General features: G+C 64.9%; 22 protein-coding genes and 1 riboswitch. Of the genes, 4 read left to right on the top strand and 18 right to left on the bottom strand.

The genetic code is table 11. From position 1 onward, the window contains the following. Nucleotides 1-93: 93 nt before the first annotated feature. Nucleotides 94-1155: a LacI family DNA-binding transcriptional regulator gene (locus Q0877_RS06255; protein ID WP_299166522.1), complete on the top strand. Its 1062-nt coding sequence runs from the start codon at nucleotides 94-96 to the stop codon at nucleotides 1153-1155. Between the two features lie 13 nt (nucleotides 1156-1168). On the opposite strand, the gene Q0877_RS06250 is transcribed toward Q0877_RS06255, so the two are convergent. Next, the gene (locus tag Q0877_RS06250) at nucleotides 1169-2794 is read right to left on the bottom strand and encodes a xylulokinase (RefSeq protein ID WP_299166521.1); all 1626 of its coding nucleotides are present in this window, start codon (nucleotides 2792-2794) and stop codon (nucleotides 1169-1171) included. 184 nt (nucleotides 2795-2978) lie between these two features. Between Q0877_RS06250 and Q0877_RS06245 the strand changes: the two genes are divergently transcribed. From Q0877_RS06245 to Q0877_RS06235, 3 genes are all read left to right on the top strand, one after another. Next, on the top strand, nucleotides 2979-3710 hold the full coding sequence (locus Q0877_RS06245; protein ID WP_299166520.1) for an L-ribulose-5-phosphate 4-epimerase: 732 nt from the start codon (nucleotides 2979-2981) through the stop codon (nucleotides 3708-3710). Continuing rightward, the gene (araA, locus tag Q0877_RS06240; RefSeq protein WP_299166519.1) at nucleotides 3707-5221 is read left to right on the top strand and encodes an L-arabinose isomerase; all 1515 of its coding nucleotides are present in this window, start codon (nucleotides 3707-3709) and stop codon (nucleotides 5219-5221) included. The genes Q0877_RS06245 and araA overlap by 4 nt, the downstream gene beginning before the upstream one ends. Before the next feature lie 82 nt (nucleotides 5222-5303). Further along, nucleotides 5304-6563, top strand: coding sequence for an FAD-binding protein (locus tag Q0877_RS06235; RefSeq protein ID WP_299166518.1), 1260 nt, complete (start codon nucleotides 5304-5306; stop codon nucleotides 6561-6563). Here Q0877_RS06235 and Q0877_RS06230 read toward each other — a convergent pair. The 17 genes from Q0877_RS06230 to Q0877_RS06150 form a co-directional block, all read right to left on the bottom strand. Further along, nucleotides 6550-6852: a hypothetical protein gene (locus tag Q0877_RS06230; protein ID WP_299166517.1), complete on the bottom strand. Its 303-nt coding sequence runs from the start codon at nucleotides 6850-6852 to the stop codon at nucleotides 6550-6552. The two genes, Q0877_RS06235 and Q0877_RS06230, sit on opposite strands and share 14 nt — an antisense overlap. Before the next feature lie 606 nt (nucleotides 6853-7458). Then, nucleotides 7459-7902 carry a hypothetical protein gene (locus Q0877_RS06225; protein ID WP_299166516.1) on the bottom strand — a complete coding sequence of 148 codons (444 nt, stop codon included), beginning with the start codon at nucleotides 7900-7902 and terminating at the stop codon, nucleotides 7459-7461. A gap of 67 nt (nucleotides 7903-7969) precedes the next feature. Beyond that, a complete protein-coding gene (locus Q0877_RS06220) occupies nucleotides 7970-8701 on the bottom strand; it encodes an ATP-binding cassette domain-containing protein (protein WP_299166515.1) in 732 nt (243 codons plus the stop codon). A gap of 128 nt (nucleotides 8702-8829) precedes the next feature. Continuing rightward, nucleotides 8830-9033 carry a hypothetical protein gene (locus tag Q0877_RS06215; protein ID WP_299166514.1) on the bottom strand — a complete coding sequence of 68 codons (204 nt, stop codon included), beginning with the start codon at nucleotides 9031-9033 and terminating at the stop codon, nucleotides 8830-8832. Nucleotides 9034-9317: 284 nt separating this feature from the next. After that, nucleotides 9318-9812 carry a CoA-binding protein gene (locus tag Q0877_RS06210; RefSeq protein WP_299166513.1) on the bottom strand — a complete coding sequence of 165 codons (495 nt, stop codon included), beginning with the start codon at nucleotides 9810-9812 and terminating at the stop codon, nucleotides 9318-9320. After that, the gene (locus Q0877_RS06205; RefSeq protein ID WP_299166512.1) at nucleotides 9809-11170 is read right to left on the bottom strand and encodes an O-acetylhomoserine aminocarboxypropyltransferase/cysteine synthase family protein; all 1362 of its coding nucleotides are present in this window, start codon (nucleotides 11168-11170) and stop codon (nucleotides 9809-9811) included. Before Q0877_RS06205 ends, Q0877_RS06210 begins: the two co-directional genes overlap by 4 nt. Nucleotides 11171-11253: 83 nt before the next feature. Next, on the bottom strand, nucleotides 11254-13188 hold the full coding sequence (acs, locus tag Q0877_RS06200) for an acetate--CoA ligase (RefSeq protein WP_299166511.1): 1935 nt from the start codon (nucleotides 13186-13188) through the stop codon (nucleotides 11254-11256). Then, the gene (locus tag Q0877_RS06195) at nucleotides 13179-14108 is read right to left on the bottom strand and encodes an ABC transporter permease (RefSeq protein ID WP_299166510.1); all 930 of its coding nucleotides are present in this window, start codon (nucleotides 14106-14108) and stop codon (nucleotides 13179-13181) included. Before Q0877_RS06195 ends, acs begins: the two co-directional genes overlap by 10 nt. After that, nucleotides 14108-15136: an aliphatic sulfonate ABC transporter substrate-binding protein gene (locus tag Q0877_RS06190; protein ID WP_299166508.1), complete on the bottom strand. Its 1029-nt coding sequence runs from the start codon at nucleotides 15134-15136 to the stop codon at nucleotides 14108-14110. The genes Q0877_RS06195 and Q0877_RS06190 overlap by 1 nt, the downstream gene beginning before the upstream one ends. Before the next feature lie 113 nt (nucleotides 15137-15249). Beyond that, nucleotides 15250-16074, bottom strand: coding sequence for an ABC transporter ATP-binding protein (locus Q0877_RS06185; protein WP_299166507.1), 825 nt, complete (start codon nucleotides 16072-16074; stop codon nucleotides 15250-15252). Nucleotides 16075-16079: 5 nt separating this feature from the next. Further along, nucleotides 16080-16177: riboswitch (SAM riboswitch) on the bottom strand. A gap of 70 nt (nucleotides 16178-16247) precedes the next feature. Continuing rightward, the gene (locus tag Q0877_RS06180; RefSeq protein ID WP_299166506.1) at nucleotides 16248-17576 is read right to left on the bottom strand and encodes an MGH1-like glycoside hydrolase domain-containing protein; all 1329 of its coding nucleotides are present in this window, start codon (nucleotides 17574-17576) and stop codon (nucleotides 16248-16250) included. After that, the gene (locus Q0877_RS06175) at nucleotides 17573-18931 is read right to left on the bottom strand and encodes a glycoside hydrolase family 36 protein (RefSeq protein WP_299166505.1); all 1359 of its coding nucleotides are present in this window, start codon (nucleotides 18929-18931) and stop codon (nucleotides 17573-17575) included. Before Q0877_RS06175 ends, Q0877_RS06180 begins: the two co-directional genes overlap by 4 nt. Nucleotides 18932-18945: 14 nt before the next feature. Next, a complete protein-coding gene (locus Q0877_RS06170; RefSeq protein ID WP_299166504.1) occupies nucleotides 18946-20010 on the bottom strand; it encodes a Gfo/Idh/MocA family protein in 1065 nt (354 codons plus the stop codon). After that, nucleotides 20007-21254, bottom strand: a complete 1248-nt coding sequence (locus Q0877_RS06165) for an MGH1-like glycoside hydrolase domain-containing protein (RefSeq protein WP_299166503.1) — start codon at nucleotides 21252-21254, stop codon at nucleotides 20007-20009. Before Q0877_RS06165 ends, Q0877_RS06170 begins: the two co-directional genes overlap by 4 nt. Then, complete coding sequence (locus Q0877_RS06160; protein ID WP_299166502.1) at nucleotides 21251-22303, bottom strand: zinc-binding alcohol dehydrogenase; 1053 nt, start codon at nucleotides 22301-22303, stop codon at nucleotides 21251-21253. The genes Q0877_RS06165 and Q0877_RS06160 overlap by 4 nt, the downstream gene beginning before the upstream one ends. 27 nt (nucleotides 22304-22330) lie before the next feature. Further along, the gene (locus tag Q0877_RS06155) at nucleotides 22331-23251 is read right to left on the bottom strand and encodes a carbohydrate ABC transporter permease (RefSeq protein ID WP_299166501.1); all 921 of its coding nucleotides are present in this window, start codon (nucleotides 23249-23251) and stop codon (nucleotides 22331-22333) included. Beyond that, nucleotides 23251-24252: a carbohydrate ABC transporter permease gene (locus Q0877_RS06150; protein ID WP_299166622.1), complete on the bottom strand. Its 1002-nt coding sequence runs from the start codon at nucleotides 24250-24252 to the stop codon at nucleotides 23251-23253. The genes Q0877_RS06155 and Q0877_RS06150 overlap by 1 nt, the downstream gene beginning before the upstream one ends. Nucleotide 24253 lies beyond the last annotated feature (1 nt).

The following is a 24253-nucleotide window of genomic DNA, read 5'->3' as shown; positions in this document are numbered from 1 at the left end:
TTCTGCCGGAGGTGCGAAAAATTCGTCTCAAATTCTTGTGCCCACAAACGTCATTAGTGGGTCTGTTTCCGCCGATCCAGTACCGTTTCCTGTGTGACCGTAAACAGTGAGCCGGCGTCGTCGTCTGCCCAACACCCCGCCCCGCGCAGCCGCTCCGCAAACATTCGCGATGTGGCGAAGGCCGCGGGCGTGTCTCACCAGACCGTGTCGCGCGTGATCAATGGGCACCCGAGCCTGCGGGAGAGCACCCGGCAGCGCGTGCTGGACGCCATGGAGGCACTGCAGTTCCGGCCCAACCGTGCCGCTCGCTCACTGGTGACCAGCCGCTCCGGCATGATCGGCGTGCTGGTGACCAACGGCACCTACTTTGGTCCGTCGTCGACCAGGGCCGCGATCGAAGCAGCAGCTGCCGGTGCCGGCTACCTCGTTGACACCGCCACGTTGACCTCACTCGATGAGGCCGCCTTCAAGGAAGCGCTCGGGCGGCTCGTCGACCACGCGGTGGAGGGCCTCATCATCCTCGCGCCGCAGGAAGCTACGCTTCGGCAACTCGGTCACCTGTCGGTCAGGCTGCCGATGGTGACAGTGCACTCCACGTCAGCGGCAGACGATCATGGGCTTTCGGTAGACCAGGTCGCCGGGGCCAGGCTTGCAACGCGCCACCTCCTGGAACTTGGGCACCGCAACATAGTGCACATCGCCGGGCCGGACGGCTGGGTGGAGTCGAGGGAGAGGATTCGCGGCTTCCGCACGGAAATGGCACATTGGGGGCTCGACGGCTCGCGGGTGGTGACCGGCGACTGGACCTCCGACAGCGGTTTCCGGATAGGGCAGGAGATCCTCGGTGAGAATCAGCCGACGGCGGTCTTCTCCTCAAACGACCAGATGGCGCTTGGACTCATCCACGCCTGCCGTGACCGCGGTCTCCGGGTCCCCGACGACGTAAGCGTCATCGGTTTCGATGACGTGCCCGACGCCGCGCACTTCGCACCGCCGCTGACGACCGTTCGCCAGGACTTCACCGAGTTAGGACGGCGCTGCGTGGCGCACCTGCTCACCCAGCTGGGAGTTCCAGTCCAAAACCCCTCACGGACGGTAGTGCCGGAACTCATCGTCCGCCGCTCAGCGGCAGTGCCTTCCAACAGCACACCGTGACGATTGCTCGCGATCATTCCACCGACAGGGCGTTGATGGCCGTGCGTTCGACCTCGAGGCCCCTGGAGTAGCGGTCAAGGTAGGCTGCGAAGCCGGCGACGTCGGCCGCGTCAGGTTCGACTGTTTCGAATTCCGCGCTGCCGAATGCGTGTTTGCGCAGGTAAGCGTCCAGCCCGAGTTCCTTGCCGGCGGCGTTGGCTGAGGCGTAGGAGGCAAGCACCGCAATGCCCCAAGGGCCGCCCTCGGAGGCCGTAGCCGCAACGGAGACCGGTGCGGCAAGAGCACCGGCGAGGAAGCGCTGCGCCACGCCCGCCGTGCGGAACATGCCGCCGTGCGCAAACATCTGGTCCAGCTCAACGCCCTCACTGGCGAGGACGCGCATGCCCAGGGCGAGGGTGCCGAAGACTCCGTAGAGCTGTGCCCGCATGAAATTGGCAAGCGTGAATTCGCTGTCCGGCGTCCGCAGGAACAAGGGGCGGCCCTCAGGAATGTCGGCGATGGGTTCCCCGGAAAGGTGGTTGTAGGCGAGGAGTCCGCCGGCGTTCGGTGCACCCTCGAGCGCCTCACGGAAGAGCGTGTTGAAAACATCATCCGACTCAAGCGGAGCACCGGACGCCGACACAGCTCCTGAGGCGGCCGCGAAGCGGGAGAAAAGCCCTACCCACGCCGCGAGCTCACTGGCGCCGTTGTTGCAGTGCACCATGGCTACCGGGTCCCCGGCAGGTGTTGTCACCAGATCCAGTTCATGGTGCACGTGTTCGAGGGGATGTTCGAGTACCACCATCGCGAAGATGCTCGTGCCGGCGCTGACGTTGCCGGTGCGGGGGGCAACCGAGCAGGTCGCCACCATGCCGGTGCCGGCGTCGCCCTCCGGCGGGCACAGCAGCGCACCAGGCCGGAGACCGCCGGTGGGATCAAGGAGGGCCGCTCCCTTGGCTGTCAGCTCGCCGGCCGGCTGTCCCGCCGGAAGTACTTCGGGCAGGAGTTCGGAGAGGTTTAGTCCGGGTGCAGCTTTGGCCGCCAGAGTGTCATAGCGGGACAGCAGCTCGGCGTCGTAATTCCTGGTAAGGGAGTCGATGGGGAACATTCCGGAAGCGTCGCCCACGCCAAGTATTTTGCGCCCGGTGAGCTCACGATGCACATACCCAGCGAGGGTTGTAATGGAGCGAACCTGCGATACGTGCGGTTCACCGTCCAGTACGGCCTGATGCAGGTGCGCAATAGACCACCGCAACGGGATATTGACTCCGAAGAGTTCGGTGAGCTCTGCCGCCGCCGGCCCGGTGTTGGTGTTGCGCCAGGTGCGGAAGGGAACGAGGAGTTCGTCGTCGTCGTCGAAAGCAAGATAGCCATGCATCATCGCTGAGACGCCGATCGCGTTCAGGCTCTCCAGCCGGGTATCGTAACGGCGTTCAACGTCGGTGCACAGGTCCGCGTAGGCAGCCTGAAGACCCGTCCAGACGTCTTCCAGCGAGTAGGTCCACAGGCGGTCGACGAGTTGGTTCTCCCAGTCATGAGCGCCTACAGCCAGGACCACGGAAGGATCCTCACCGATCAGACAGGCTTTGATGCGTGTGGATCCGAGCTCGATTCCGAGGCAGGCGCGTCCGCCGGCGATTACGTCCTTGGGGTCGGTCATGAACAGAGTCTCCTTCGGTAAGGGGTCACGGTTGCCAGAACCAATCCCGTCAGTGTGAATTGCCGTGAGCGTGTGATTCTTGACATCAAACGTCGCGTCCAGCATATAGTGTGAACGGTCACATCAGGTAGTTCCCAGTGCTAGGAACTCCGCCGGACCGCCTACTGAAAGCGATGGTTAACGCATGACCAGCACTCCTGAGTCCTTCACCGACCGTGAACTGGACACCATCAACGCCGTCCGCCGCGATGTTGCCAAGCTGCACGCGGAACTGGTCCGTTACAACCTGGTGGTATGGACAGGCGGCAACGTCTCCGGCCGCGTGCCCGGCATGGATCTCTTCGTCATCAAGCCGAGCGGTGTGGACTATGACCAGCTCACGCCCGAGAACCAGATTCTGTGCGATCTCGACGGGAACGTGATTGCGGGAACGCCGGGCTCCGAGCGCTCGCCGTCCAGCGACACGGCTGCGCATGCCTACGTCTACCGGAACATGCCGCGCGTTGGGGGAGTGGTCCACACACATTCGACCTATGCGACTGCGTGGGCCGCGCGCGGTGAGTCCATCCCGTGTGTCATAACGGCCATGGCGGACGAGTTCGGCGGAGAAATCCCCGTAGGCCCGTTCGCGGTCATTGGCGATGACTCAATTGGCCGGGGAATCGTGGAAACCCTCACGGGCCACCGCTCCCGCGCCGTCCTGATGCAGAACCATGGGCCGTTCACCATCGGCAAGGATGCCCGCGACGCCGTGAAGGCCGCCGTCATGCTCGAGGACGTTGCCCGTACTATCCACATTTCGCGCCAGCTCGGCGACCCGCTCCCCATTGAGCAGCGCCACATTGAATCCCTCTTTGACCGCTACCAAAACGTGTACGGGCAATCCACGCCCGCAGGAACCGGAGCCGCACTGTGACAACCCTCAAAACCTCACTGGATGAATACGAGATCTGGTTCCTCACCGGAAGCCAGGACCTCTACGGGGATGACACGCTTCGCCAGGTGGCCGAGCAGTCCCAGCAGATCGTGAAGATGATCGAAGCCTCCGACGTGCCGGTCAAGGTTGTCTGGAAACCGACGCTGAAGGACTCGTCCTCGATCCGCCGGATGGCACTTGAGGCGAACGCAAGCGACAAGACCATCGGCGTTATCGCGTGGATGCACACGTTCAGTCCCGCCAAGATGTGGATCGCGGGCCTCGACACCCTGCGCAAGCCGCTACTGCACCTGCACACGCAGATCAACGTCGAGCTGCCCTGGGCGGACATCGACTTCGACTTCATGAACCTGAACCAGGCAGCGCACGGCGACCGCGAGTTCGGTTACATCCAGACCCGGCTTTCCGTGGCGCGGAAGACCGTCGTCGGGCACGTGTCCAATCCCGCGGTTACTGCGCAGATCGCCACCTGGTCCCGTGCAGCCGCCGGCTGGGCCGCAGTGCACGAGCTCAAGGTAGCCCGCTTCGGCGACAACATGCGCAACGTGGCCGTCACCGAGGGTGACAAGACCGAGGCGGAGCTGCGCTTCGGGGTCTCCATCAACACCTGGGGCGTCAACGAGCTCGTCGAGGTTGTGGACGCGCAGTCCGATGCGGACATCGACGCGCTGGTCGCCGAGTATGAGGAAACGTACGACGTCGTTCCTGAGCTGCGGCGCGGAGGTGGCCGCCATGAATCGCTCCGGTACGGCGCGCGGCAGGAGCTCGCGCTGAAGTCCTTCCTTGAGGAGGGCTCCTTCGGTGCCTTCACGACGACGTTCGAGGACCTTGGCGGGCTGCGTCAGCTTCCGGGGCTCGCGGTTCAGCGGCTCATGGCCGCCGGCTACGGTTTCGGCGCCGAGGGTGATTGGAAGACGGCCGTGCTGGTCCGCGCGGCGAAAGTGATGGGTGCCGGTCTGCCCGGCGGCGCGTCGCTGATGGAGGATTACACGTACCATCTGGTGCCTGGGGAGGAGAAGATTCTCGGCGCACACATGCTGGAGATCTGCCCGACGCTCACTACGTCGAAGCCCACCCTTGAGGTGCACCCGTTGGGTATTGGCGGTAAGGAGGACCCGGTCCGGCTGGTGTTCGATACGGACTCAGGGGACGCCGTCGTCGTCGCCATGTCCGACATGCGTGACCGCTTCCGCCTGACTGCCAACGCCGTCGAGGTTGTTCCTCCGGACGCGCCGCTGCCCAACCTTCCGGTGGCGCGTGCCGTCTGGAAGCCGCAGCCGGACCTGGCGACGTCGGCAGCGGCCTGGTTGAGCGCGGGTGCTGCGCACCATACGGTGATGAGTACCGCCGTCGGGCTTGATGTGTTTGAGGATTTCGCCGACATCGCCGGCACCGAACTGCTGCGCATCGACAGCACGACGACGCTGCGTGAGTTCCAGCGCGAGCTACGGTGGAACGCGGCCTATTACCGGCTGGCGCAGAAGCTCTAACCCGTTCATTTGGCAGGACACGCCCCTTTTGGGCCTCCATAAGGGGCGTGTCCTGCCAACTCACGTGAAGGAAAGGTAACTGATGGCGAACGACGTCGGCACTAACTGGGCGGGAAATCTTGCCTATGGAGCTTCCATCCTGCATGAGCCGACGTCGGTGGAGGAGGTGCGCCGGATCGTCGCCGCGGCGACCTCTATCCGTGCGCTTGGGTCGCGCCACTCCTTCAATGACATCGCGGATGGGACCGCCGAGCTGCTGTCGACCGCCGCCCTGACCGGTCCCGTATCAATCGATCGGGAGCGCTCGACTGTCACCGTCGGAGCCGGGATCCGTTATGGGGAACTGGCCCGGGAGCTCGAACGGGAAGGGCTCGCGCTCGCAAACCTCGCGTCGTTGCCACACATTTCAGTGGGCGGAGCTGTGGCTACGGGAACCCACGGCTCGGGCAGGCGGAACGGCAGTCTGGCGACCGCCGTCGTCGGGTTGGAGCTGGTGACCGGGAACAGCGAGCTGGTGAAGTTCACCGCCGGAGATCCGGACTTCGAAGGTGCGGTCATCAACCTGGGGGCGCTCGGCATCGTGACAAGTCTTGAGCTGCGGGTTGAGCCTGCCTTCGAGGTGGAGCAGACCGTTTTTGAGCGGCTGCCGCTCGAGAACCTGCTGCAGAACTTCGACGGCGTGACGGGCGCCGCGTACAGCGTCAGCGTGTTCAGCACCTGGCGGAACCCGGACGTTGCCGACTCTGTGTGGGTGAAGCGGCGTGCAGACCGCGACGCACCGTTGGAGGAAACCCTGTTCGGAGCGGTGACGGCCGACGACGAGCGCCACCCGCTGCCCGGGCTGCCGGCGATCGGCTGTACTCCGCAGTTGGGTGTGGCGGGTCCCTGGTACAACCGGCTGCCCCACTTCAAGCTCGACTTCACGCCCAGCAACGGTGTGGAGCTCCAGTCCGAGTACCTTATTCCCCGTGAGCATGCCGTCGACGCGGTCCGGGCTGTTCGGGGGCTCAGCGCCGAGATTGCGCCGCTTCTGCAGGTGAACGAGATACGCACGGTTGCCGCGGATGAACTGTGGCTCAGCTCGAGCTACGGGACTGACGCCGTGGGCCTGCACTTCACGTGGGTTCAGGACCAGCCGGCGGTCGAAGCGCTCCTGCCCGAGCTCGAGGCGGCGCTGGAACCGTTCGCAGCAAGGCCGCACTGGGGCAAGCTTTTCACCCTTGGCGCGCACGATTTCGACCGGCTGTACCCGCGGATGGAAGACTTCCGCGTCCTGGCCAAGCGGCTGGATCCTGAAGGCGTCTTTGCGAACCCGTTCACCGCAGCCGTTATGGGGCGCTAGCACCCTTCGGGCCACGGGAGCGTATTCCCAGGACCACCATGCCCGCGGCCAGCAGGGCCAGAAGCACTGCGCTGACGCCGACCACGGCCGGCGAGCCGGCAGCAGCGACGTCCGGCGACTCACTTCCGGCGGCCGGTGTGGCCGGGGCAGGTGACTCTGCGGGAGGCTCGTACATCGGCGCCCACGCATAGGGCGGCATGGCAAACGGAGCGAGCTCGGGTTCTGCTTCCTTCGTTTTCTCCGGAGCAGGCTGCTCGGCCGGAACAACCTGGACCGGAACCATCAGCATCGGGGCCGGCGGCGGGGGAGGTGGCGCCGGCTGAGGGGCTTGCACCGGGACCTGTGCCGGCGAAGGGGCCGGAGCCGGGTCAGGCGTTGTAGTCGTAGGCGCGGGTTTGGGCTCCGGTTTTGGGGCAGGCGGTGGCGGTGGCGGCTTAGCCGGTGCGGGGTCGGGGTCCGGTTTTGGGTCGGGCTGAGGCGCGGGCGCCTCTATCGGCGGGACGGGTGCCTCCGTCTCTGGCGGCACCTCGGTTTCGGGTGGGCCGGGCGTTCCGGGCCCGGGAGTCCCGGGATCCGGCGCCTCATCGGACGGCGGTCCAGGTTTCGGCGGCGTTTGTCCTGGAGCGGTGGCCGGACCCGACGGAGAAAGCCCGTGGTCTGACTCGTGACCCGCCTTATGGTCCGCGCTCGCGGGCGGAGCGGAAGCGAGCGTCGCTCCGACAATCAGTGCCACGCCGGCGGTACATCTGAACCAGTTATTAGTGATCTGCACGGTGTTCTCCCAACGCTGCCGGCCCATCTGGCCAGGACAACTCGCTCTGTTCGGCCGGGAGCCCCACAGCTACAACCCCGACTCGTAAGCGTGCTTATGAGTTTACATGGTTGGTTGGATTTTTCACCCGCTGAGACCAGCGCCCAGCCAGGCAGCCAGTTCCGGAATCATGGTAGGTGCGGCCCGCAGGAAGAAGGGCAGCATGACGAGGGCGGGGACGATCAGCACCACGGTGAAGGTCAGGTTCACGTAGAGGGACACCGTGCCGGTCACCAGTCCCGGGTTGCCGTGGGTGGAGTAGGCGCAGAGGAATCCTGCAAGGGCGGTTATACCCATCGGGCTGAGGAGCGCCGACGCGTACACGATAACCACGTCGATTGTGGCGTTTTGGTCATCCTCCGGGACGGTGCCGAACATTTGAACGATCATGAAAACCAGTGCGACGACGATGATCGGCGCAGCGAACCCAAACAGTTTACGCACCTTCCAGAACCAGGATCTGCCTGGTCGCCGGGTGTCGATTTCAGAAGTAGTGCCGTGCCCGTTGGCGTCCGTTTGATCTCCCATCGAACGAGAGTATCGAGCATCGGACGGTACTGACTTTGGTTATCCACAGGGCGGTGAGCCCTTGAACTTACCGCTTCCGCTGGCCGTCCCGGATTTCGCAGATCGACAGGGCTTCGCTCACGTCCCCGGCGACGGAACGGCCGAGCACAACCACCCGGTCGCCGAGGCGGAGGGCCTCTTCCATGCTGTTGGTTGCCAGTAGGACGGTGGTGGGCAGCGCACGGTGAAGGGTCTGCAGTACATTGTGCAGCACGGTTCGGGCAGCGCCCTCGACGGCGGTGAACGGGTGATCGAGAAGCATGACGCCCGGCGTGCTTGCCAGCGCGCGGGCCAATGCTGCGCGCCGGACTATCTCAGCGGTGACGTCCGTGGGCAGCAGTTTCGCGAACCGGTGCAGGCCGGTCAGATCGAGAAGTTCAGCGATTTTCGCCTTGCCCTCGCTTGCGCTGGAACTCTTGCGAAGACCAAGTGCAAGGTTTGCCTGCAGGGAGTGGGTCGGCTGCAGATCAGCGTCCCTGGGGGCCCAGGAGCAGCGGTCGTCGGTGCGCCGTACCGGCTCTCCGCCCACGAGCACTGATCCCGACTGTGGATGATCGAGACCGGCGGCTGCACGCAACAGGCGGGAGGCGCCGTCGTTCTGGGTGCCGTTGCCGCCTACGAAGGCAAGCACCTCACCGGCGCGGATGTCCAGACTGACGTCCCGAACGCCCTCGGCGTGCAGTTTCACAAAGGAGACCGGAAGCGGCGTCGAAACACGCCTTACTGCGGCGTGGTGGGATGGAACCGTGCTGGGACTCATCGGTTACTCCGTAGTCATCATGGGCGCGGGAACGCGAATCGCCCGGATTGATCAGCACCAATCTAGCGGCACAGAACAGGATCCCCGCCATAACCGGGGATCCTGTCGTAACACTGCGACTCGCAAGCTCAGCGGCAGGCGCGGAACATCTCTTCCATGGTGCGGTCGAGCGGCGTGTCCAGTGCGCACACGACCAGTCCCAGCCAGGCATTCCTCGCCAGGCCGCGCAGTCCCCAGGAGCGAAGCGGCAGTCGCTCCGCAGCCGGTACTGCACTGCGGCCGACGTAAGCAAAGAGTGCGACCGTCACCGTCAGAACAATCAGCAGCGCCATGGCTATGCCCCCGCCGCGGTGAGGTCGGAATAGGACCGGCTCGGCAGGGCGGAGTCGCCCCAACCCGAGTGCGACCGTATGGGGGGATTATGCCCCGCTCCGTCTGCGCGAACAGTGCGGAGAACAGCCGAGATAAGAACGGCTACAACAACCAGTACGACGACGATTTCCATACCTCGATGGTGCTCTCACCGTGGAGGAGGCAACAGTGGCAGAAACGACCACTATCGATAACTTTCTGCCACCTTCCATTCGGGCGGAAAATTTCCTTCAGTTACCTGGTATCAGGCGATGACCTGACGCTTTGAGGAGATCACACCGGTGTTGAAGCCGGCGAGATTCAAACCGCCGTGAAAGCGTGCGTGCTCGATCTTGATGCAGCGGTCCATCACGACGTTCAGGCCGGCAGCTTCGGCGTTCCGCGCAACGTCCTCGTGCCAGGAGCCCAGCTGGAGCCACAGGGCCTTGGCGTCGACGGCCTTTGCTTCATCGAGGACCGAGGGGAGGTCATCGTGCCTGCGGAACACGTCCACAATGTCGGGCCGTTCCGGCAGATCCGCCAGTGACTTGTAGACCGGCTGCCCGAGAATCTCGGTGGCTGTCGGATTCACGAAGTACAGCCGGTACGGCGAGGATGACTGCAGGTACGTCGCCACGAAGTACGACGCCCGAGACGGCTTGTCCGAGGCACCCACAATCGCAATCGACTCCGCGTTGCGGAGGATGTTCAGGCGTTCGGGGGCCGATGGGCCTTGCCAGGAGCGGTCCGGTGTGCTCATGCCTTCACTCCCTCTGCGGCGACTTCCTCTGCACTGACGTCCAACGCGTGTTCGAGGTGCTCTGATGTTCCGGCAACAGCGGTCTCGAGCGCCTGGTCGAGATCCCAGAGGATGTCTTCGAGGTCCTCAAGGCCGACGGAGATCCGGATGAGATCCTCCGGGATCCCCGCGGCTTCGAGCTGTTCGGCCGAGAGCTGCTGGTGCGTCGTCGATCCAGGATGGATGACCAGGGTCCGTGCGTCGCCGACGTTGGCAAGATGGGATGCCAACTGCAGGGCTTCGATAAACTTCTGGCCCGCCTCGCGGCCGCCCTTGACGCCGAAGCTGAAGACCGAGCCGGGACCCTGTGGCAGCAACTCCTTCGCCCGCTCATGGTGCACGTGCGAGGGCAGTCCGGCGTAGTTTACGTACTCGACGCGCGGATCCTTCTCGAGCCACTCGGCAACGGCTCGTGCGTTGGCCACGTGCTCGTCCACGCGCTGCGCCAGCGTCTCGACGCCCTGCAACAGCTGGAACGCCGACGACGGCGACAGCGACGGCCCGATATCCCTCAACTGTTCGGTGCGCAGTTTGGTGAGAAACCCGTACTCGCCGAAGTTCGCCCACCACTGGATGTTCCCGTAGGACGCGACCGGTTCGGTCATGGTGGGGAACTTGCCGTTGCCCCAGTTGAACCGCCCGCTTTCGACGATCACACCGCCCAGCGTGGTGCCGTGCCCGCCGATGAACTTGGTGGCCGAGTGGATCACGATGTCCGCACCGTGTTCCAGCGGGCGGATCAGGTAGGGCGTGCTCAGGGTGGAGTCGACGATCAGGGGGACACCGGCGTCGTGCGCTACTTCCGCCAGCCCCGCGATGTCCGCGATTTCACCGCTCGGGTTCGCGATGATCTCGGTGAAGACGGCCTTGGTGTTCTCCTGGATGGCGGCGGCATAGTCGGCCGGGTCCGTTCCCGGAACGAACGTGGTTTCGATGCCGAACCGGCGCAGGGTCACATCGAGCTGGGTCACTGTGCCGCCGTAGAGCTGGGCTGCCGCAACGATGTGGTCGCCGGCCTGGCACAGCGCGGCGAAGGTGATGAACTCGGCGCTCATGCCCGACGCCGTTGCTACCGCACCGATGCCGCCCTCAAGCGAGGCGACGCGCTCTTCGAAAGCCGCGACAGTGGGGTTGCCGATACGGGAGTAGATGTTGCCGTACTTCTGCAGTGCGAAGAGGTTGGCGGCGTCGCCCGTGTCCTTGAAGACAAACGACGTGGTCTGGTAGATCGGCACGGCTCGTGCGCCGTGCGTGGCATCCGGGGTTCCGCCGGCGTGCAGAGCACGGGTGCGGAAGCCGAAGGTGCGGTCAGTGCCCATGTTTCCTCCAAATTGATCCAACTTTTGTGCGCCTGTGGCGACGTGTGGACCGTCGAATCCACCATACGTGCACAAAACTTCCGTTAGGTTCGCCCAGCGAGGACTTCCGCGATCCGCGGAACACAGCCCTCGTTCTGCAGCGAGGTGGTGTCACCCAGTGGTGCTCCCTCATACAGCTGGGTCAGCAGCCGCCGCATGATCTTGCCCGAGCGCGTCTTGGGCACATCCTCCACGACGACGACGGCGGACGGCTTGGCAATCGGCCCGATCGCCTTCGCGACGTGGTTGCGCAGGTCCTGTTCCAACGCCGGAGTGCCGGACTCACCGTGCACGACGACGAACGCCGCGATCGCATGCCCCGTCACCGGGTCAGCCACCGGGCAAACCCCGGCCTCGACCACCCGGGGATGGGACACGAGCGCCGACTCGATCTCAATGGTCGAGAGCCGGTGACCGGACACGTTGATGACGTCATCCACGCGGCCGAGGATCCAGGTGTCGCCGTCGTCGTCGTACCGGGCGCCGTCGCCGGCCAGGAACCAACCCTGTGCAGCGAACTTCCGCCAGTAGGAATCGAGGTAGCGCTGCGGGTTGCCCCACACCGTACGGGCCATCGCCGGGCCATGCCGGTCAACCACGATCAGGCCCTGCTCGCCAGGACTGACGCGCTCGCCGTCGTCGTTCACTATCCGCGTGCTCACACCGGGCAGGGCACGTGAGGCGCAGCCCGGCTTGAAGGAAGCATCGGTGGGGCGGGGACTGAGGACGGTCGCACCCGTCTCCGACTGCCACCAGGTGTCCACCATGGGTGCGGTGCCGGAGCCCACGTTCTCTCGGAACCAACGCCACGCCTCGGGATTGGTGGCTTCACCGACCGTGCCGAGGACCTTGATGGAGGAGCGGTCGTACTCGGTGGGAACACCGTCGGGGAACCAGCCCATCAGCGAGCGGATCAGCGTGGGCGCCGTGTAGTAACTGGTCACGCCATAGCGCTCGATGATCTCGAAGTGCCGCCCCGGATGCGGGGTGTTCGGCGTGCCCTCGAAGATCACCTGGGTGGCGCCGTTGGAGAGCGGCCCGTAGATCTCATAGGTGTGCGCGGTGACCCAGGCGAGATCGGCGGTGCACCAGTGGACGTCGTCGGCGCGTTTCGCGGGGTCGGGGACGCTGAACAGGTACTCGTAACTCCAGGAGGCCTGCGTCAGGTAGCCGCCGGTGGTGTGGACCAGTCCTTTCGGCTTCCCCGTGGTGCCGGAGGTGTACATGATGAACAGCGGCGTCTCGGCGTCGAACGCCTCCGCCTCGTGCAGGGGGGACGCGGCGTCGACGGCGTCATGCCACCACACGTCGCGGCCCTCGGTCCACGCAGTCTCGCTGCCGGTCCGCCGGATCACCAGCACGTGCTCGATGGCGTTGTCCCCGGCGACCGCAAGGTCAACGTTCTCCTTCACCGGCACGGCCTGGCCGCGCCGGTACTGCCCGTCGGTAGTGACGAGGAGTTTGGCGCCGGTGTCCTCGACCCGGAACCGCAGCGCCTCGGCGGAGAAACCGCCGAAGACCAGCGAGTGGACCGCGCCGATCCGCGCGCAGGCCAGGGTCACGACGACGGTCTCCACCAGCACGGGAAGGTAGATGACAACGCGGTCGCCCTTGCCGATTCCGAGAGCGGTCAGGGCATTAGCCGCGCGGCAGACCTCGTCCTGGAGCTCGGCGTAGGTGACCGTGCGCCGGTCGCCGGGCTCGCCCTCGAAGAACAGGGCCGGCTTGTCTCCGAGTCCGGCCTCCACATGACGGTCCACGCAGTTGTACGCGGCATTCAGCGTGCCGCCGGCGAACCACTCGATGCGCGGCACCGACAGCTCGCCGTTCGGTCCCGGCCGTGCCGGTTCGAACGTGTGCGGCGTATGCCATTCGGAGGACCAGTCAAGCCGCCGCGCCTGTTCCTCCCAGAACGCGAGCCGCTCTTCCTCGGTGGTGAAGTCCTCGAGAACAAGGGAATCTACGGCAGTTACGCCCATTTCCGGATAGCCCACTTCTCAAACACGCCGAGGATGGCGTCGGTGATCTTGCCGAGGATTGCCAGCAGCACGATCGCCAGGATCAGCCTGTCCACCCGTCCGTTGTTCTGCGAATCGGTGAGGAGGAAGCCCAGGCCCATCGAGGACGCCAGCAGCTCAGCCGCGACGAGGAACAGCCACGCCTGCGCCAGCGCCAGACGCAGACCGGAAATGACCGAGGGAACAACGGCGGGCAGCTGAACCACCGTGAACAGCTTCAGCCCGTTCAGGCCGAAGGCCTTTCCCGCCTCCACGAGGTTCCTGTCCACATGCCGCAGAGCCATTGAGACGGTGGTGAAGACCGGGAAGAAGGCACCGATGGCGATGAGGATGACTTTCGAATCCTCGCCAATTCCGACCCAGAGCATCAACAGCGGAACCCATGCCAGCGACGGGACGGCGCGGATGGCGCCAATGGTCGGCGAGAACAGGGTATCCACCCACCGCGACAGGCCAACGAATGCACCGACAGCCAGGCCGGCGATCGCGCCGATGAGGAAGCCGATAATCACCCGCTGGGTGGAAATTGCGATGTGGATGCGCAGTTCCCCGCGCTGAATCAGATCCGCAGCGGCGTTGAAGACGGCGGTCGGCGCCGGCAGCGTGACCGGACTGATCAAACCGACGACGGCGGCGAGTTGCCACGCTGCCAGAAGCGCCAGCGGAACAATCAGACCCAGTCCGAGCCGGGCAGCTGCCTTGCCCCGGTGCTTCCGGCGGGCGGGCGTGCGGCCCTGGCCGCCGTCGTCATACTGGTCTGACCCCTTCGGAGGATTTGTCCCGCTGTGTGAAGCTGTCCCCTTCGGCGAGAGAACCTGCGCGGGACCGGTGCCGACGCCGCCCGGGACGACGCTCTTACCGGTGAGGTAGGGATTGCTCATTACTCTCCAATAGCGGAAGGATCGGCATTGGTGGCGTAGGTGTCATCGAGAAGGGTGGACAGGGCCTCGTCGATGTCTTCCTGGCTCGCGACGTCTCCGGACTCAACGAACATCGGGCCGACTACCTCGAGCACGTCCAGTTGGGCCTGGCCCGGGGTTCCGTCGACGTCGAGGTTGGACCGTTCGGTGATGACCTTGGTGGCCACTGACTCTTCGATGCCTGCGACTTCAGCGAGAATCGCCGCAGTCTCCTCGGGATTCTCCCGGGCCCACTGGCGTGCCTTTTCATAGGCATTGACCACGGCCTGGGCAAGCTCGGGGCTTTCCTCGAGGAAGGACTCGGTGGCGTTCAGGAAGCCATAGGTATTGAAGTCCACATTGCGGTAGAACAGCTCGGCGCCGTCCTCTTCAGCGGCAGCCATGATCGGGTCGAGGCCGGACCAGGCGTCCACCGAACCGGTGTTGAGGGCGGCCCAGCCGTCGGCATGCTGAATGTTCTGGATTGTGACTTCGCTCGGGTCGACGTTGTGCTCGGCCAGCGACTGGAGCAGGAAGAAGTAGGGGTCGGTGCCCTTGGTAGCGGCGATGGACTTGCCGCGGAGATCCTCCGCCGATTCGATACCCGTTTCCGGAGTGGTAACCAGTGCCGACCACTCGGGCTGGGAGTAGATGTCGATCGTCTTGATGGGCGAGCCGTTGGAGCGGGCCATCAGCGCTGCGGATCCCGCCGTTGACGCCACATCAGCCTCACCTGAGCGCAGCAGCTCGTTGGCCTTGTTTGATCCAGCGGACTGGACCCACTTGACGGTGACGCCCTCGTCCTCGAGCTCGGCTTCCAGCCAGCCCTGGTCCTTGATGATGAGGCTGAGGGGGTTGTACGTGGCGAAGTCGACGGTGAGCTCGCCGCCTGTCGCGGCTGTGGCTTCGCCGACTGAGCCGTCGGCGTTCTCGCCGGCAACGCAGCCGCTGAGGGTCAGGGCAGCTACGGCAGCGGTTGCGGCGAACAGGGAACGGGCGGTGCTCTTCATGGGGATCCTTCTCGGAGAGTGCTTGGGGACGGGTCTGGTCATGGGCGCGCGGCACATGGTGGGTGCCGCAGCCCGCAGATGTACGGCTCTGCGGACTGAGGCAGGGCTGGAAGTTAGTGCTTGTGGCTGTCGACGCCGAGGCTGCTGAGCAGGGAGCTTCGCAGCGCGGCAAGTTCGGCTGAGCCGCGGTCACGCGGGCGGTCACCGGGCACCTCCAGCACGCGGCTGATGGTTGCTCCTTCGACGCCGGGCTCCTTGCCCAGCACGATGACCCGGTCGGCGAGCTGGAGAGCTTCGTCGACATCATGGGTGACCAGCAGGACAGTGGTGGGGGTGGCGTTGTGGATCCGAAGCAGGAGGTCCTGCATTTTCAGGCGCGTGAGAGCATCCAGTGCACCGAATGGTTCATCGAGGAGCAGTACACCGGGATTGCGTGCCAGTGCCCGCGCCAGTGACGCCCGCTGGGCCATTCCTCCAGACACTTCGCGGGGTCGGTGGCCTGCAAAACCGTCGAGTTCAACCAGGCCGAGGAGCTCCTCGACCTTCGCCTTGCCTGCCACGGAGCTGGTTCCCCGAGGCAGACCGATCGCGATGTTGTCGCGCAGCGAGAGCCAGGGGAGCAGCCGGGGTTCCTGGAAGGCGACGGCGCAGCGCGGGTCGATACCGTCTACGCCTGTGCCGTCAATGAGTACGGCGCCGCTGGTTGGTGCATCCAGTCCGGCGGCGGCTCGCAGGAGGGTGGACTTCCCGCAGCCGCTGGCGCCCACAATGGCGAGGACCTCGCCTGCTTCAACGTCAAGGCTGACGTCGCGAAGGACTACGTGCTGCTCACTTCCGCTTCCGAAACTGCGGGTCAGGGAAGAAAAAGTGAGCGGCAGTGTCTGGTTGCCCTCCTGGCGGGAGGCGGGGTTACGTTGCGCTCGAAGTACGGTGCTCATGTATCACTCCATCGCTCCTGGCAGTAGCACCCGTTCTCCTGCATGCAGGTAAGGGTTGCTGCGGCGTCAACGATCCAGGTCTCTCGGCCGCTCGGGATGGTGAGCTTCCACTAAACGCTTTTGGGAGGGGCCTGCGCAATATGTGTCGTAACAAAGCGCCGGCTGGGTATCCGTTACTGTGCGGTCTCCGCTTTGAGTAGGTCCAGGGCGAGCGCGGCAGTCCAGCTGAAGTTTCTGGTCCCGTGAGGTGCGCCGGTTAGAGGGTCGATGTATTCGGGAAAGCCGTGCCTGACCGCCAACTCCTGCAGGTTGGTCGCCAGTCGCTGTGCTTCGGATTCATATAGACCTGAATCTTGCGCACCGGCATCCGGCGCACTGTGCGTACGCAGCCCGAGGATTACCAGCCAGGTCATGTTGAACCAGGCAGGCCCCCGCCAGTACTGGGCAGGTTCGAAGTCGTCGGCACGAATGTCGTAACTGGGCACCATGTGGGGCTTGCTGCCGAGGAATCCCGGCCCCATCAGCGTTTGCAGGACGGGCTGCGCCGAATGCAACCGGGCAAGGATCAGCGGAATGAGCCCCGAGATCGTGGACTTGCGCACCAGCGCGCCGGTGGTGACATCGCGCGCCACATAGAGCCCCAGATCGGTGTCGAAAAGCGTCTCCAACGCGTCCGTCAGCGCCTGGGCACGCTCGTCGTGCGGTGCCGGGTCCTTCCCGATGGTGCGGGCAATGTCAGCGAGTGCGAGCTCCGATCGTGCCCACAGTGCATTGAAGGTGGGATCTTCCAGCACGAAGCTGTCTTCGCCTTCCAGGTCATTGCACCCGTGGTCGCGGTACTGCTCGGCCAGCCAGAAGTAGCGGCCGTATTCCTTGGCACTCGGCCGTTCACCGGCGTCGGCATGTTGCAGGTCAGGACGGCGGATCTCATGCTTGGGCGTGTCCGGCACCCGCGCCAGGGCTTCATCCCAGAGCGGCGAGTTGTCCATTCCCGACTCCCAGGGATGGACCACGCTGGCAAGACCGTTTCCACCCCGGTTCCGGCGGGTTGCAAGGTATTCATGCCAGGCGACGAGGCGCGGGTAGACCCGGGAGAGAAAGCTGTTCCGTTCGGAGGCTTCCGGGTTTGTGCGGTGCACTTCCCAGGCGGCCCAGGCGTGATTCGGGGGCTGGATGAGCCCCGTCGTCGGTACGATCGGCGCGTCCGGGTGCTCGCCTGACCGCCAGAAGGAAGCACCGGGTGAGTAATCGTCGTCGCGGCTTACGTCATAGATGATCTGGGGCAGGCGGCCATCATCCCACTGCCCGTTGAGGAGTGACTCCAGCTCCTGCTGGGCGCGGTCAGGATCGACATGCCGCAGCCCCAGTGCAATGAAGCCGGAGTCCCAGCTCCACTGGTGCGGATAGAGTCCCGTGGCCGGAAGGGTGTGTGAGCCTGCCCAGTTCCGGTTGAGCACCGCTATGGCTGCTTTGGCGAGTGATTCCGGGACGGGGGAGGTCATGACGGTCCATTCGGTTTGCTGGCGGAGACTCTGCTCGGGGAGGCAGGAGAACTGGGGAAGGCCGGAAACGGGGAAGGCGGCGGGGCGGTGCCGAGGATGCGACGGGTCGTCTCAAGGCCCCACTCATCCAGCTCGGCAATGCGGTCCGAAGCGGAACGCAGACCGCCGTGCTCTTCGATGACCTTTGCCCACGCCTCGCGCAGGGCGAACGCCGGACGCGCCACCAGGCAGTCCGGGTCGTTGGCCCAGAACCGGCCGTGCTGCCAGGCGCGTGCTGCGGTGCCGATGGCGCCACGCAGCTCACCGTCGGCGTCCTGTGCGTGCTCATGGAAGGTATCGGGTGAGACGCGCATGCCATCCACCAGCCCGACGCTTGGAAGGATGGGAGCACCGCATCCGACAAGGTAGCTGTCCGGGCCAACGGCGTCCCGGATCAGCTCCAGCCCCGACCGGTATGCCTCGACAGCGCCGACGTCAACCAGGCGGTCCCCGGGCAGGGCGCCGCCGTAGAGGAAGTCGAGCTTGAAGTAGTCGAAGCCGGTTTCGTGCAGGTTCCGGAAGGTCGTCCACAGGTAGTCGCGCAATCCGGGGTTGGTCAGGTCCAGGCCGCGCAGCTCCTGCCCCCAGTTGAAGCCGGCCGGTCCCATCAACCAATCGGGATGGTCCCTGGCGAGGTCCGTCTGGGTGCCCGCTATAAAAGGCGCCACCCAGATTCCCGCCCGCCGGCCGCTGGAGTGGATTCGCTGCGCCATTCCTGCCAGGTAGGGAAACCGGTCCGTTCGGGGAGCCCAGTCGCCCACTGCGGTTTCCCAACCGTCGTCGAGCTGGATGACATCCACTGGAAGCTGGGAGCGTTCGATCGCGTCAAGATTCTCGAGGATGTCCTGTTCGGTGACGTTCTCGAAGTAGCGGTACCAGCTGCACCACACAGCGGGCGGTGTCTTCAGCGGGGAAACACGGGCGGCGCCGTATTCATCACCGAACCGGGTAAGGCCCGCAACCAGATCGGGACTGTCGAACGAGCTGACCGGTCCGTCGGCACTGACCCTGAGCGTGTCCCCATCCAGTTCTGCCCGGATGGACGGCACCGCATCAGATCCGGGCACAGCACCGTAGACCCGGACCGGATCCCCTGTCCCCGGATCGACAACGAGCAGCCCTTCGGCATGGAACCCGCTGCCCGGCTGTTCCATCCCGGGGCGGAAGCGCATCAGGTGGCGTAGCCCGGATTCCGGGCGGCGGGAGGTCTGTGTGATCGCGTAGGTGGTGGTGGGGCTCCAGCTTTGCCAGCCCTCCTCGTAGATCCGGCCGTGGGCAGGTGAGACGGTCAACTCATCAACTGTATTGAAAGTCACTCAATCCTCCGTTCCTAGAACTGCACGCCGGGCAAGGGATGCTGACGGGAGCCGTCCTCGACGGACCTGCGCGCACCGATCATCAGTTCCAGTGAGGCAAGGTTGTGAGCGGCGCTGTTGTAGGGCTGACGGTTGTCCGCAATTGCGCTCATCAGTTCGCCCATCGCCCCGGCGAAGCCGTCAACGAACCATTGGCCTCTGAGCGAATACTGGGTGACGACGTCGTCCCTTTCCAGTTCCAGTCGGTCGGAGCCGCCCAGCACGCTTCCACGGATGGTGCCTTCGGTTCCATGGATCCAGAAGGGGCAGGACGGCTTCTTTGTGCGAACATCGCCGACCACCCGGAGCAGCGCGTGTGCACCATCGGTGCAGGCCACCGAGATGGACGCCGACCACGGGTTCTTCGCCGTGACCGGTTGCCCCGGCACCCGTGAGTCGACCGCCTGCACCGTGCTCGCGTCCTTGCCGGCCAGCCAGCAGCGGGTGATGTCGATCCAGTGCATCAGGTAGTCGGAGATGAGCATGTGCTCCAGGTCATCGAAGGGCGTACCGGCAATGGGCGGCAGCGGCTTGTCATGGAGATGCGTTACGCCGACCACCTCCCCGATTGCGCCGTTCTCGATCAGCAGCGTTGCCAGGCGCCAGGCCGGTGCCCAGCGCGCGTTCTGGTTCACGGCGACAATTACGCCCCGCTCGTCGGCCTCCGCAAGAATCGGAGCGAGCCCCGCCAGATCGGTGGTGAGGGGCTTCTGGGCGAGGACGTGCTTGCCGGCGGCGACGGCGGCGCGAAGCCAGCGCAGGCGGTCTTCCGCCGGCGTTGCCAGATCCACAATTCCGACGTCGGGGTCCTCCAGTAGTTCCTCGGGCGTTGCGTAGATGCGGCCCACGAAAGGGAAGCGCTCGCGGACGTCCGCCGTCGTTTCAGGACGCCTGCTCCAGACGCCGGCGACCTCCAACCCATACTGCTCATAGGCGGGAAGATGTGCTGTTCGCGCGATGCCGCCGCATCCCAGGATGCCGATCGCCGGCCTGGTTCCCGCCGGGAACTGCGGTCGGTAATCGGGAACGGACGTGTTCATTGGTTCCGCTCGCTCACCGTCGTCGCATCGGTATCCATGGCTGTGTTCGCGGCTGGATTCATCGCTGGGTCCATCGCTGGGTCCATCGCGATAACCAGGCCAGTCCACGATTGCGGAATGGCTCCGAGGCCCTCGCCCGTCTCAGGGTTCCAGTACTCTGCCCAACCGCTTTCGACGGCGGAGCGCGCGGTTTGCGCCGCCAGCCGGCCCGCCGCTTCGCTCCGGTCCCAGCGGAGCTGCGCGAGCCACAACAGGTAGTTCAGCGGTGGCCAGGCCGTTCCCCGCCAGTACGTTCCCGGATCATAGGACGGATGGGTACGGGCAACGTTCGTCGGCCCATGTTCGCTACCGAAGCGGGCTGGATCCTCGAGCTGGTCCAGGGCCGCCGCTGCCTTGGCCGGGTCGCTGGTGACCAGGGCGCCCATGACGCCGTCGCTGGTTGGAATGCGGGTTGACGCGCCGCCGCCCACCACCGCACGATCGGACCACAACTGCTCCTCCTCGTCCCAGAGCAGCTCGTCCATCGCCGAACTGAGTTGACGGGCGCGGGCCGTGAGGTCGTCGTCGCCCAGCGATTCACCGAGTTCGGCGAGGTTGAATGCAACGTAGGCATTGAAACTTGCGGGGCAGGTGACGAAGGTGGAGGACCACTGCCCGGCGCCGTCGTCGGCGAATGAAATGTCCCGTACCCGCTCCTTGTTCCAGGCAGTCCGGGCGGGGCGGCTGTAATTTTCCTTCGTCCGGCCGGGTGCACCCCAATCGTCCCACCGCGGGGAGTGGTCGTTGCCGCCCTCCCACGGATGGACGATGTAAATCAGGCCCTCTTCCGTACGACGCCGGTTCCAGAGCCAGTCGAGCCCTTTCCGCGCGCGCTCGATCGTCTCCGCGGATGGCTGCAGGCCTCGCTCCCGTAGCACCTTCACCGCGTGTCCGAACATGGGCGGCTGGGTGAGGGACGACGACGCCGGCAACGGTCCCAGCCACGTGTCCGCCGGACCGCCGCCGTACCGCATGTGGGGAACCATCCCTTCCGGCAGCTGGCCCTGCAGTACTGCGTCAAGCTCGGTCAGGGCGCGCCCATCGCCGAGGGTTGCCCAGACGATTGCGTGGAAACAGGAGTCCCAGAGCCAGAGATGCGGGTAAACGTTGGGATTCGGTACCGTCCAGCCTCGGTCGGCATCCCAGTGTGCCTCGAGGAGAGATTTGACGTCCTCGGTCAGCGAGGGAGCTTGGGGATTACTCACGCTGGTGCTCCTTCGAACCGCAGGACGGTCTGCATTGTCTGCGGAGCTCCCTCATCGAGCCGGCGGAACGCCTGCGCCACCTGCTGGGCGTCCACAATGTCCGAGATCAGCGGTGCAACCTCGATCCTGCCCGCGGAGAGCTGATCCATGAACACTGAGACCAATCGCGCGGGCGTCCAGCGGGTACCCAGGCCTACGGGCGTACCGCCGATCTGGCTGGCGACAATCTGCACCCGGTTGTGGTGGAACTCCTCGCCCAGTGACAGGTGTGCGCCACCGCCCTGATAGAACCCCGCGGCGATCACCCTGCCATCGGCTCCAACGGACCGCACAGCCTCGTGCAGGGCGCGGTAGTTTCCACTGAGTTCAATGGCCACGTCCACGCCCCGGCCATTGGTCAGCGACCGGATACTCTCAGCGGCGCCGCCCGCCACGTTCGACGCCACCACATCATGGGCACCCATGGCTTTGGCGGTCTCCAGCCGAACCCCGAAATGGTCGATCGCGACGACGTTTGCGCCGCTCAGGTTCGCCAGCCGGGTCGCCAGGAGCCCGATCACGCCCTGGCCGAACACCGCAACGTCCTCGCCAAGGTGGAGGTTTGCGCCGAGCACCGCGTTCAGGGCGATCGCGCCTACCCGGGCGAAGATGCCGTGCAGGGGTTCGGTACCATCCGGGACCTGCCTGCCCATCACGGCCGTCGCCGGGACCACCGCATCGCTGCGGTGACCCCAGATCCCGTAGACCACTTCGCCGACGGCGAGCCCGACGACGTCGTCCGCCGCCTCAACCACCTCCCCCACCTCGGAGTATCCCCAACCGACGACCGGGTAACTGAAGGCGGGGGCTCCCTCGGTGAACAGGCGTTGGGCAACATCCCAGCTCTTGGAGAGGTAGGGGTTGGATCCGCGGTAGGCGGTCAGTTCCGTGCCGGCGGAGATGCCGGAGTACCAGGTGCGGATACGGACGGTGCCGGGCGTCAGTTCCTGCTGCTCACACTCGACCAGTTCCACTAGTCTGGGCGCGGAGAATTGCACGATGCTGGGCATGACTTCTTTCGTTGAGGTGGTGGAGGACTAGCCCTTCTCCGCGCCCGCCGTGAGACCCTCCGTGAGGAGGCGCTCGGCCGCGAAGAAGATGATGATGATCGGCAGGGTCAGGATGACTGATCCGGCCATCAGGACGGTTGTCGGGATTTCGATGCTTCCTGCCAGCTGCGACAGGCCGAGGGACACGGTCCAGTTCTCCCGCGATTCAACGAGGAACAGCAGGGCAAACAGGAACTCGTTCCACGCAATCATGAAGATGTAGAGCGCGTTCGAGATGATGGCGGGCATGGCCAGCGGCAGGCTGATGCGACGCATGATCGCGAAGCGGCTGGCGCCGTCGATCGCTGCCGCTTCTTCGAGACTGGTGGGAATTGTCTCGAAGTAGTTGCGCAGCATGTAGATGCTGACCGGCACAACCTGCGCCACGTAGACCAGGAGTAGCCCAAGAAGCTCTCCCCGGAGCCCGATCCGCGTAAAGAACACGAACAGCGGAATCGCGAGCAGGATGCTGGGGAACAGGTAGACGGCCAGGAAAAGCGCACTGATCTTGTTACGGCCGAAGAACTGGAGCCTGCTGATCGCGTACGAGCCTGGGATGGCCAGCAGCAGCGTGACAAAAACCGTCCCCAGCGCCACCAGGGCACTGTTCCGCATGAAGATCAGGAAGCCCTGTCCGCCGTCGGAGGGCGACTGCAGAACGGAGGTGTAGGTATCAATGCTGAACTCAGTTGCCGAGATCCACAGCGCTCCCGGATTTTGGAGGAGGCTGGAGATCGGCCGCACCGAGAGGATCAGCATGTAGTAGAACGGAAAGAGCGTCACTATGAGGATCAGCGCAATGATGATCCAGCGCAGCCAGGTCAGGATCAGGGTCTCAACCCGGTCCCGGGACCACGGACGTCGGGTGGACGCTGAGCGCTCGCGGCGGGTTTGCGTTTCGGTCGACATCAGCCCACCTCCTCTTTCTTGGCGAAGAACTTCAGATAGACGCCGACGAGTACGGCCAGGATGGCTGCCAGAACCAGCGCCTGGGCGGACGCTGCGCCGATATCACCGCGCGCGGTGAGGAAGTTGTAGACACGGACGGCAACGACTTCGGTTCCGGCGCCGCCACCGGTGAGCAGGTAGATGTCGTCGAAGCTGTTGAAAGTCCAGATGAAGCGGAGCACTGACAGCACGGCGATGGTCGGCAGCAGTTGCGGGAGGAGGATGTGACGGAAGCGCTGGGTGGGAGTTGCGCCGTCAACACGGGCGGCTTCATCCAGGCTCGCGGGAACCGCCTGCAGCCGGGCCGTCAGGAAGAGGAAGGCGAAGGGGAAGGAGCGCCAGGCCTCGAACGCGATCACCGTCAGCAGTGCGGTCGGGACCGTGAAGGTCAGGCCGAGGAAGGTAACCTCCCGCTGGCGCTCGCTCAGGAAGGGGACTGCCTGGTCCCAGCCCAGGTATTCGGTTCCCCAGTGGTTGATGATGCCGAACTGCGGATTCAGCATGGTGGTCCAAACAAAGGTCACAGCCACGATCGGAGCAACGTAGGGAATCAGCGTCGCGGCGCGGACGAAGGTCCTGCCGCGAAACGGCTTTCGCAGCGCCAGCGCGGCGATCAACCCGAACAGAATGGCCAGCCCCGTTCCGGCAACAGAGTAAATAAGCGTTGTCACCAACGCTTCAATGAAGCCCGGTGAGGAGAACACTTCGGTGAAGTTCGACACCGTGTAATTGCCGAAGATTCCCGCTGTGCGGAGGTTGAGCAGCCGAATCTGCTGGAACGCGAGCATGATCGTCCAGAGAATCGGCAGCACGATCATGACGAAGACGATGATCAGGGTGGGGGAGATCAGCGTGAACCCGGCGCGCTGTTCCGCCTTGGCCATGGGTGAGATCTTTTGGCGGGTGCGAGGCACCGACGCGTTTCTGCGCGCCGGTGCCTCGCTGGCCTTACGGGAGTTCATG

The sequence above is a fragment of the uncultured Arthrobacter sp. genome (assembly GCF_947495145.1).
Taxonomy (GTDB): domain Bacteria; phylum Actinomycetota; class Actinomycetes; order Actinomycetales; family Micrococcaceae; genus Arthrobacter_D.
The sequence above is the reverse complement of the archived record's forward strand: the minus strand, read 5'-3'. Positions and strand labels throughout refer to the sequence as shown.

What these genes read in the sequence shown, in the direction of transcription:
- Q0877_RS06250 (WP_299166521.1), bottom strand. Translation starts at nt 2,794, where the DNA reads ATGACCGACCCCAAGGACGTAATCGCCGGCGGACGCGCCTGCCTCGGA.
- Q0877_RS06245 (WP_299166520.1), top strand. Translation starts at nt 2,979, where the DNA reads ATGACCAGCACTCCTGAGTCCTTCACCGACCGTGAACTGGACACCATC.
- Q0877_RS06235 (WP_299166518.1), top strand. Translation starts at nt 5,304, where the DNA reads ATGGCGAACGACGTCGGCACTAACTGGGCGGGAAATCTTGCCTATGGA.
- Q0877_RS06230 (WP_299166517.1), bottom strand. Translation starts at nt 6,852, where the DNA reads ATGCTGATGGTTCCGGTCCAGGTTGTTCCGGCCGAGCAGCCTGCTCCG.
- Q0877_RS06225 (WP_299166516.1), bottom strand. Translation starts at nt 7,902, where the DNA reads ATGGGAGATCAAACGGACGCCAACGGGCACGGCACTACTTCTGAAATC.
- Q0877_RS06220 (WP_299166515.1), bottom strand. Translation starts at nt 8,701, where the DNA reads ATGAGTCCCAGCACGGTTCCATCCCACCACGCCGCAGTAAGGCGTGTT.
- Q0877_RS06215 (WP_299166514.1), bottom strand. Translation starts at nt 9,033, where the DNA reads ATGGCGCTGCTGATTGTTCTGACGGTGACGGTCGCACTCTTTGCTTAC.
- Q0877_RS06210 (WP_299166513.1), bottom strand. Translation starts at nt 9,812, where the DNA reads ATGAGCACACCGGACCGCTCCTGGCAAGGCCCATCGGCCCCCGAACGC.
- Q0877_RS06205 (WP_299166512.1), bottom strand. Translation starts at nt 11,170, where the DNA reads ATGGGCACTGACCGCACCTTCGGCTTCCGCACCCGTGCTCTGCACGCC.
- acs (WP_299166511.1), bottom strand. Translation starts at nt 13,188, where the DNA reads ATGGGCGTAACTGCCGTAGATTCCCTTGTTCTCGAGGACTTCACCACC.
- Q0877_RS06195 (WP_299166510.1), bottom strand. Translation starts at nt 14,108, where the DNA reads ATGAGCAATCCCTACCTCACCGGTAAGAGCGTCGTCCCGGGCGGCGTC.
- Q0877_RS06190 (WP_299166508.1), bottom strand. Translation starts at nt 15,136, where the DNA reads ATGAAGAGCACCGCCCGTTCCCTGTTCGCCGCAACCGCTGCCGTAGCT.
- Q0877_RS06185 (WP_299166507.1), bottom strand. Translation starts at nt 16,074, where the DNA reads ATGAGCACCGTACTTCGAGCGCAACGTAACCCCGCCTCCCGCCAGGAG.
- Q0877_RS06180 (WP_299166506.1), bottom strand. Translation starts at nt 17,576, where the DNA reads ATGACCTCCCCCGTCCCGGAATCACTCGCCAAAGCAGCCATAGCGGTG.
- Q0877_RS06170 (WP_299166504.1), bottom strand. Translation starts at nt 20,010, where the DNA reads ATGAACACGTCCGTTCCCGATTACCGACCGCAGTTCCCGGCGGGAACC.
- Q0877_RS06160 (WP_299166502.1), bottom strand. Translation starts at nt 22,303, where the DNA reads ATGCCCAGCATCGTGCAATTCTCCGCGCCCAGACTAGTGGAACTGGTC.
- Q0877_RS06155 (WP_299166501.1), bottom strand. Translation starts at nt 23,251, where the DNA reads ATGTCGACCGAAACGCAAACCCGCCGCGAGCGCTCAGCGTCCACCCGA.
- Q0877_RS06150 (WP_299166622.1), bottom strand. Translation starts at nt 24,252, where the DNA reads ATGAACTCCCGTAAGGCCAGCGAGGCACCGGCGCGCAGAAACGCGTCG.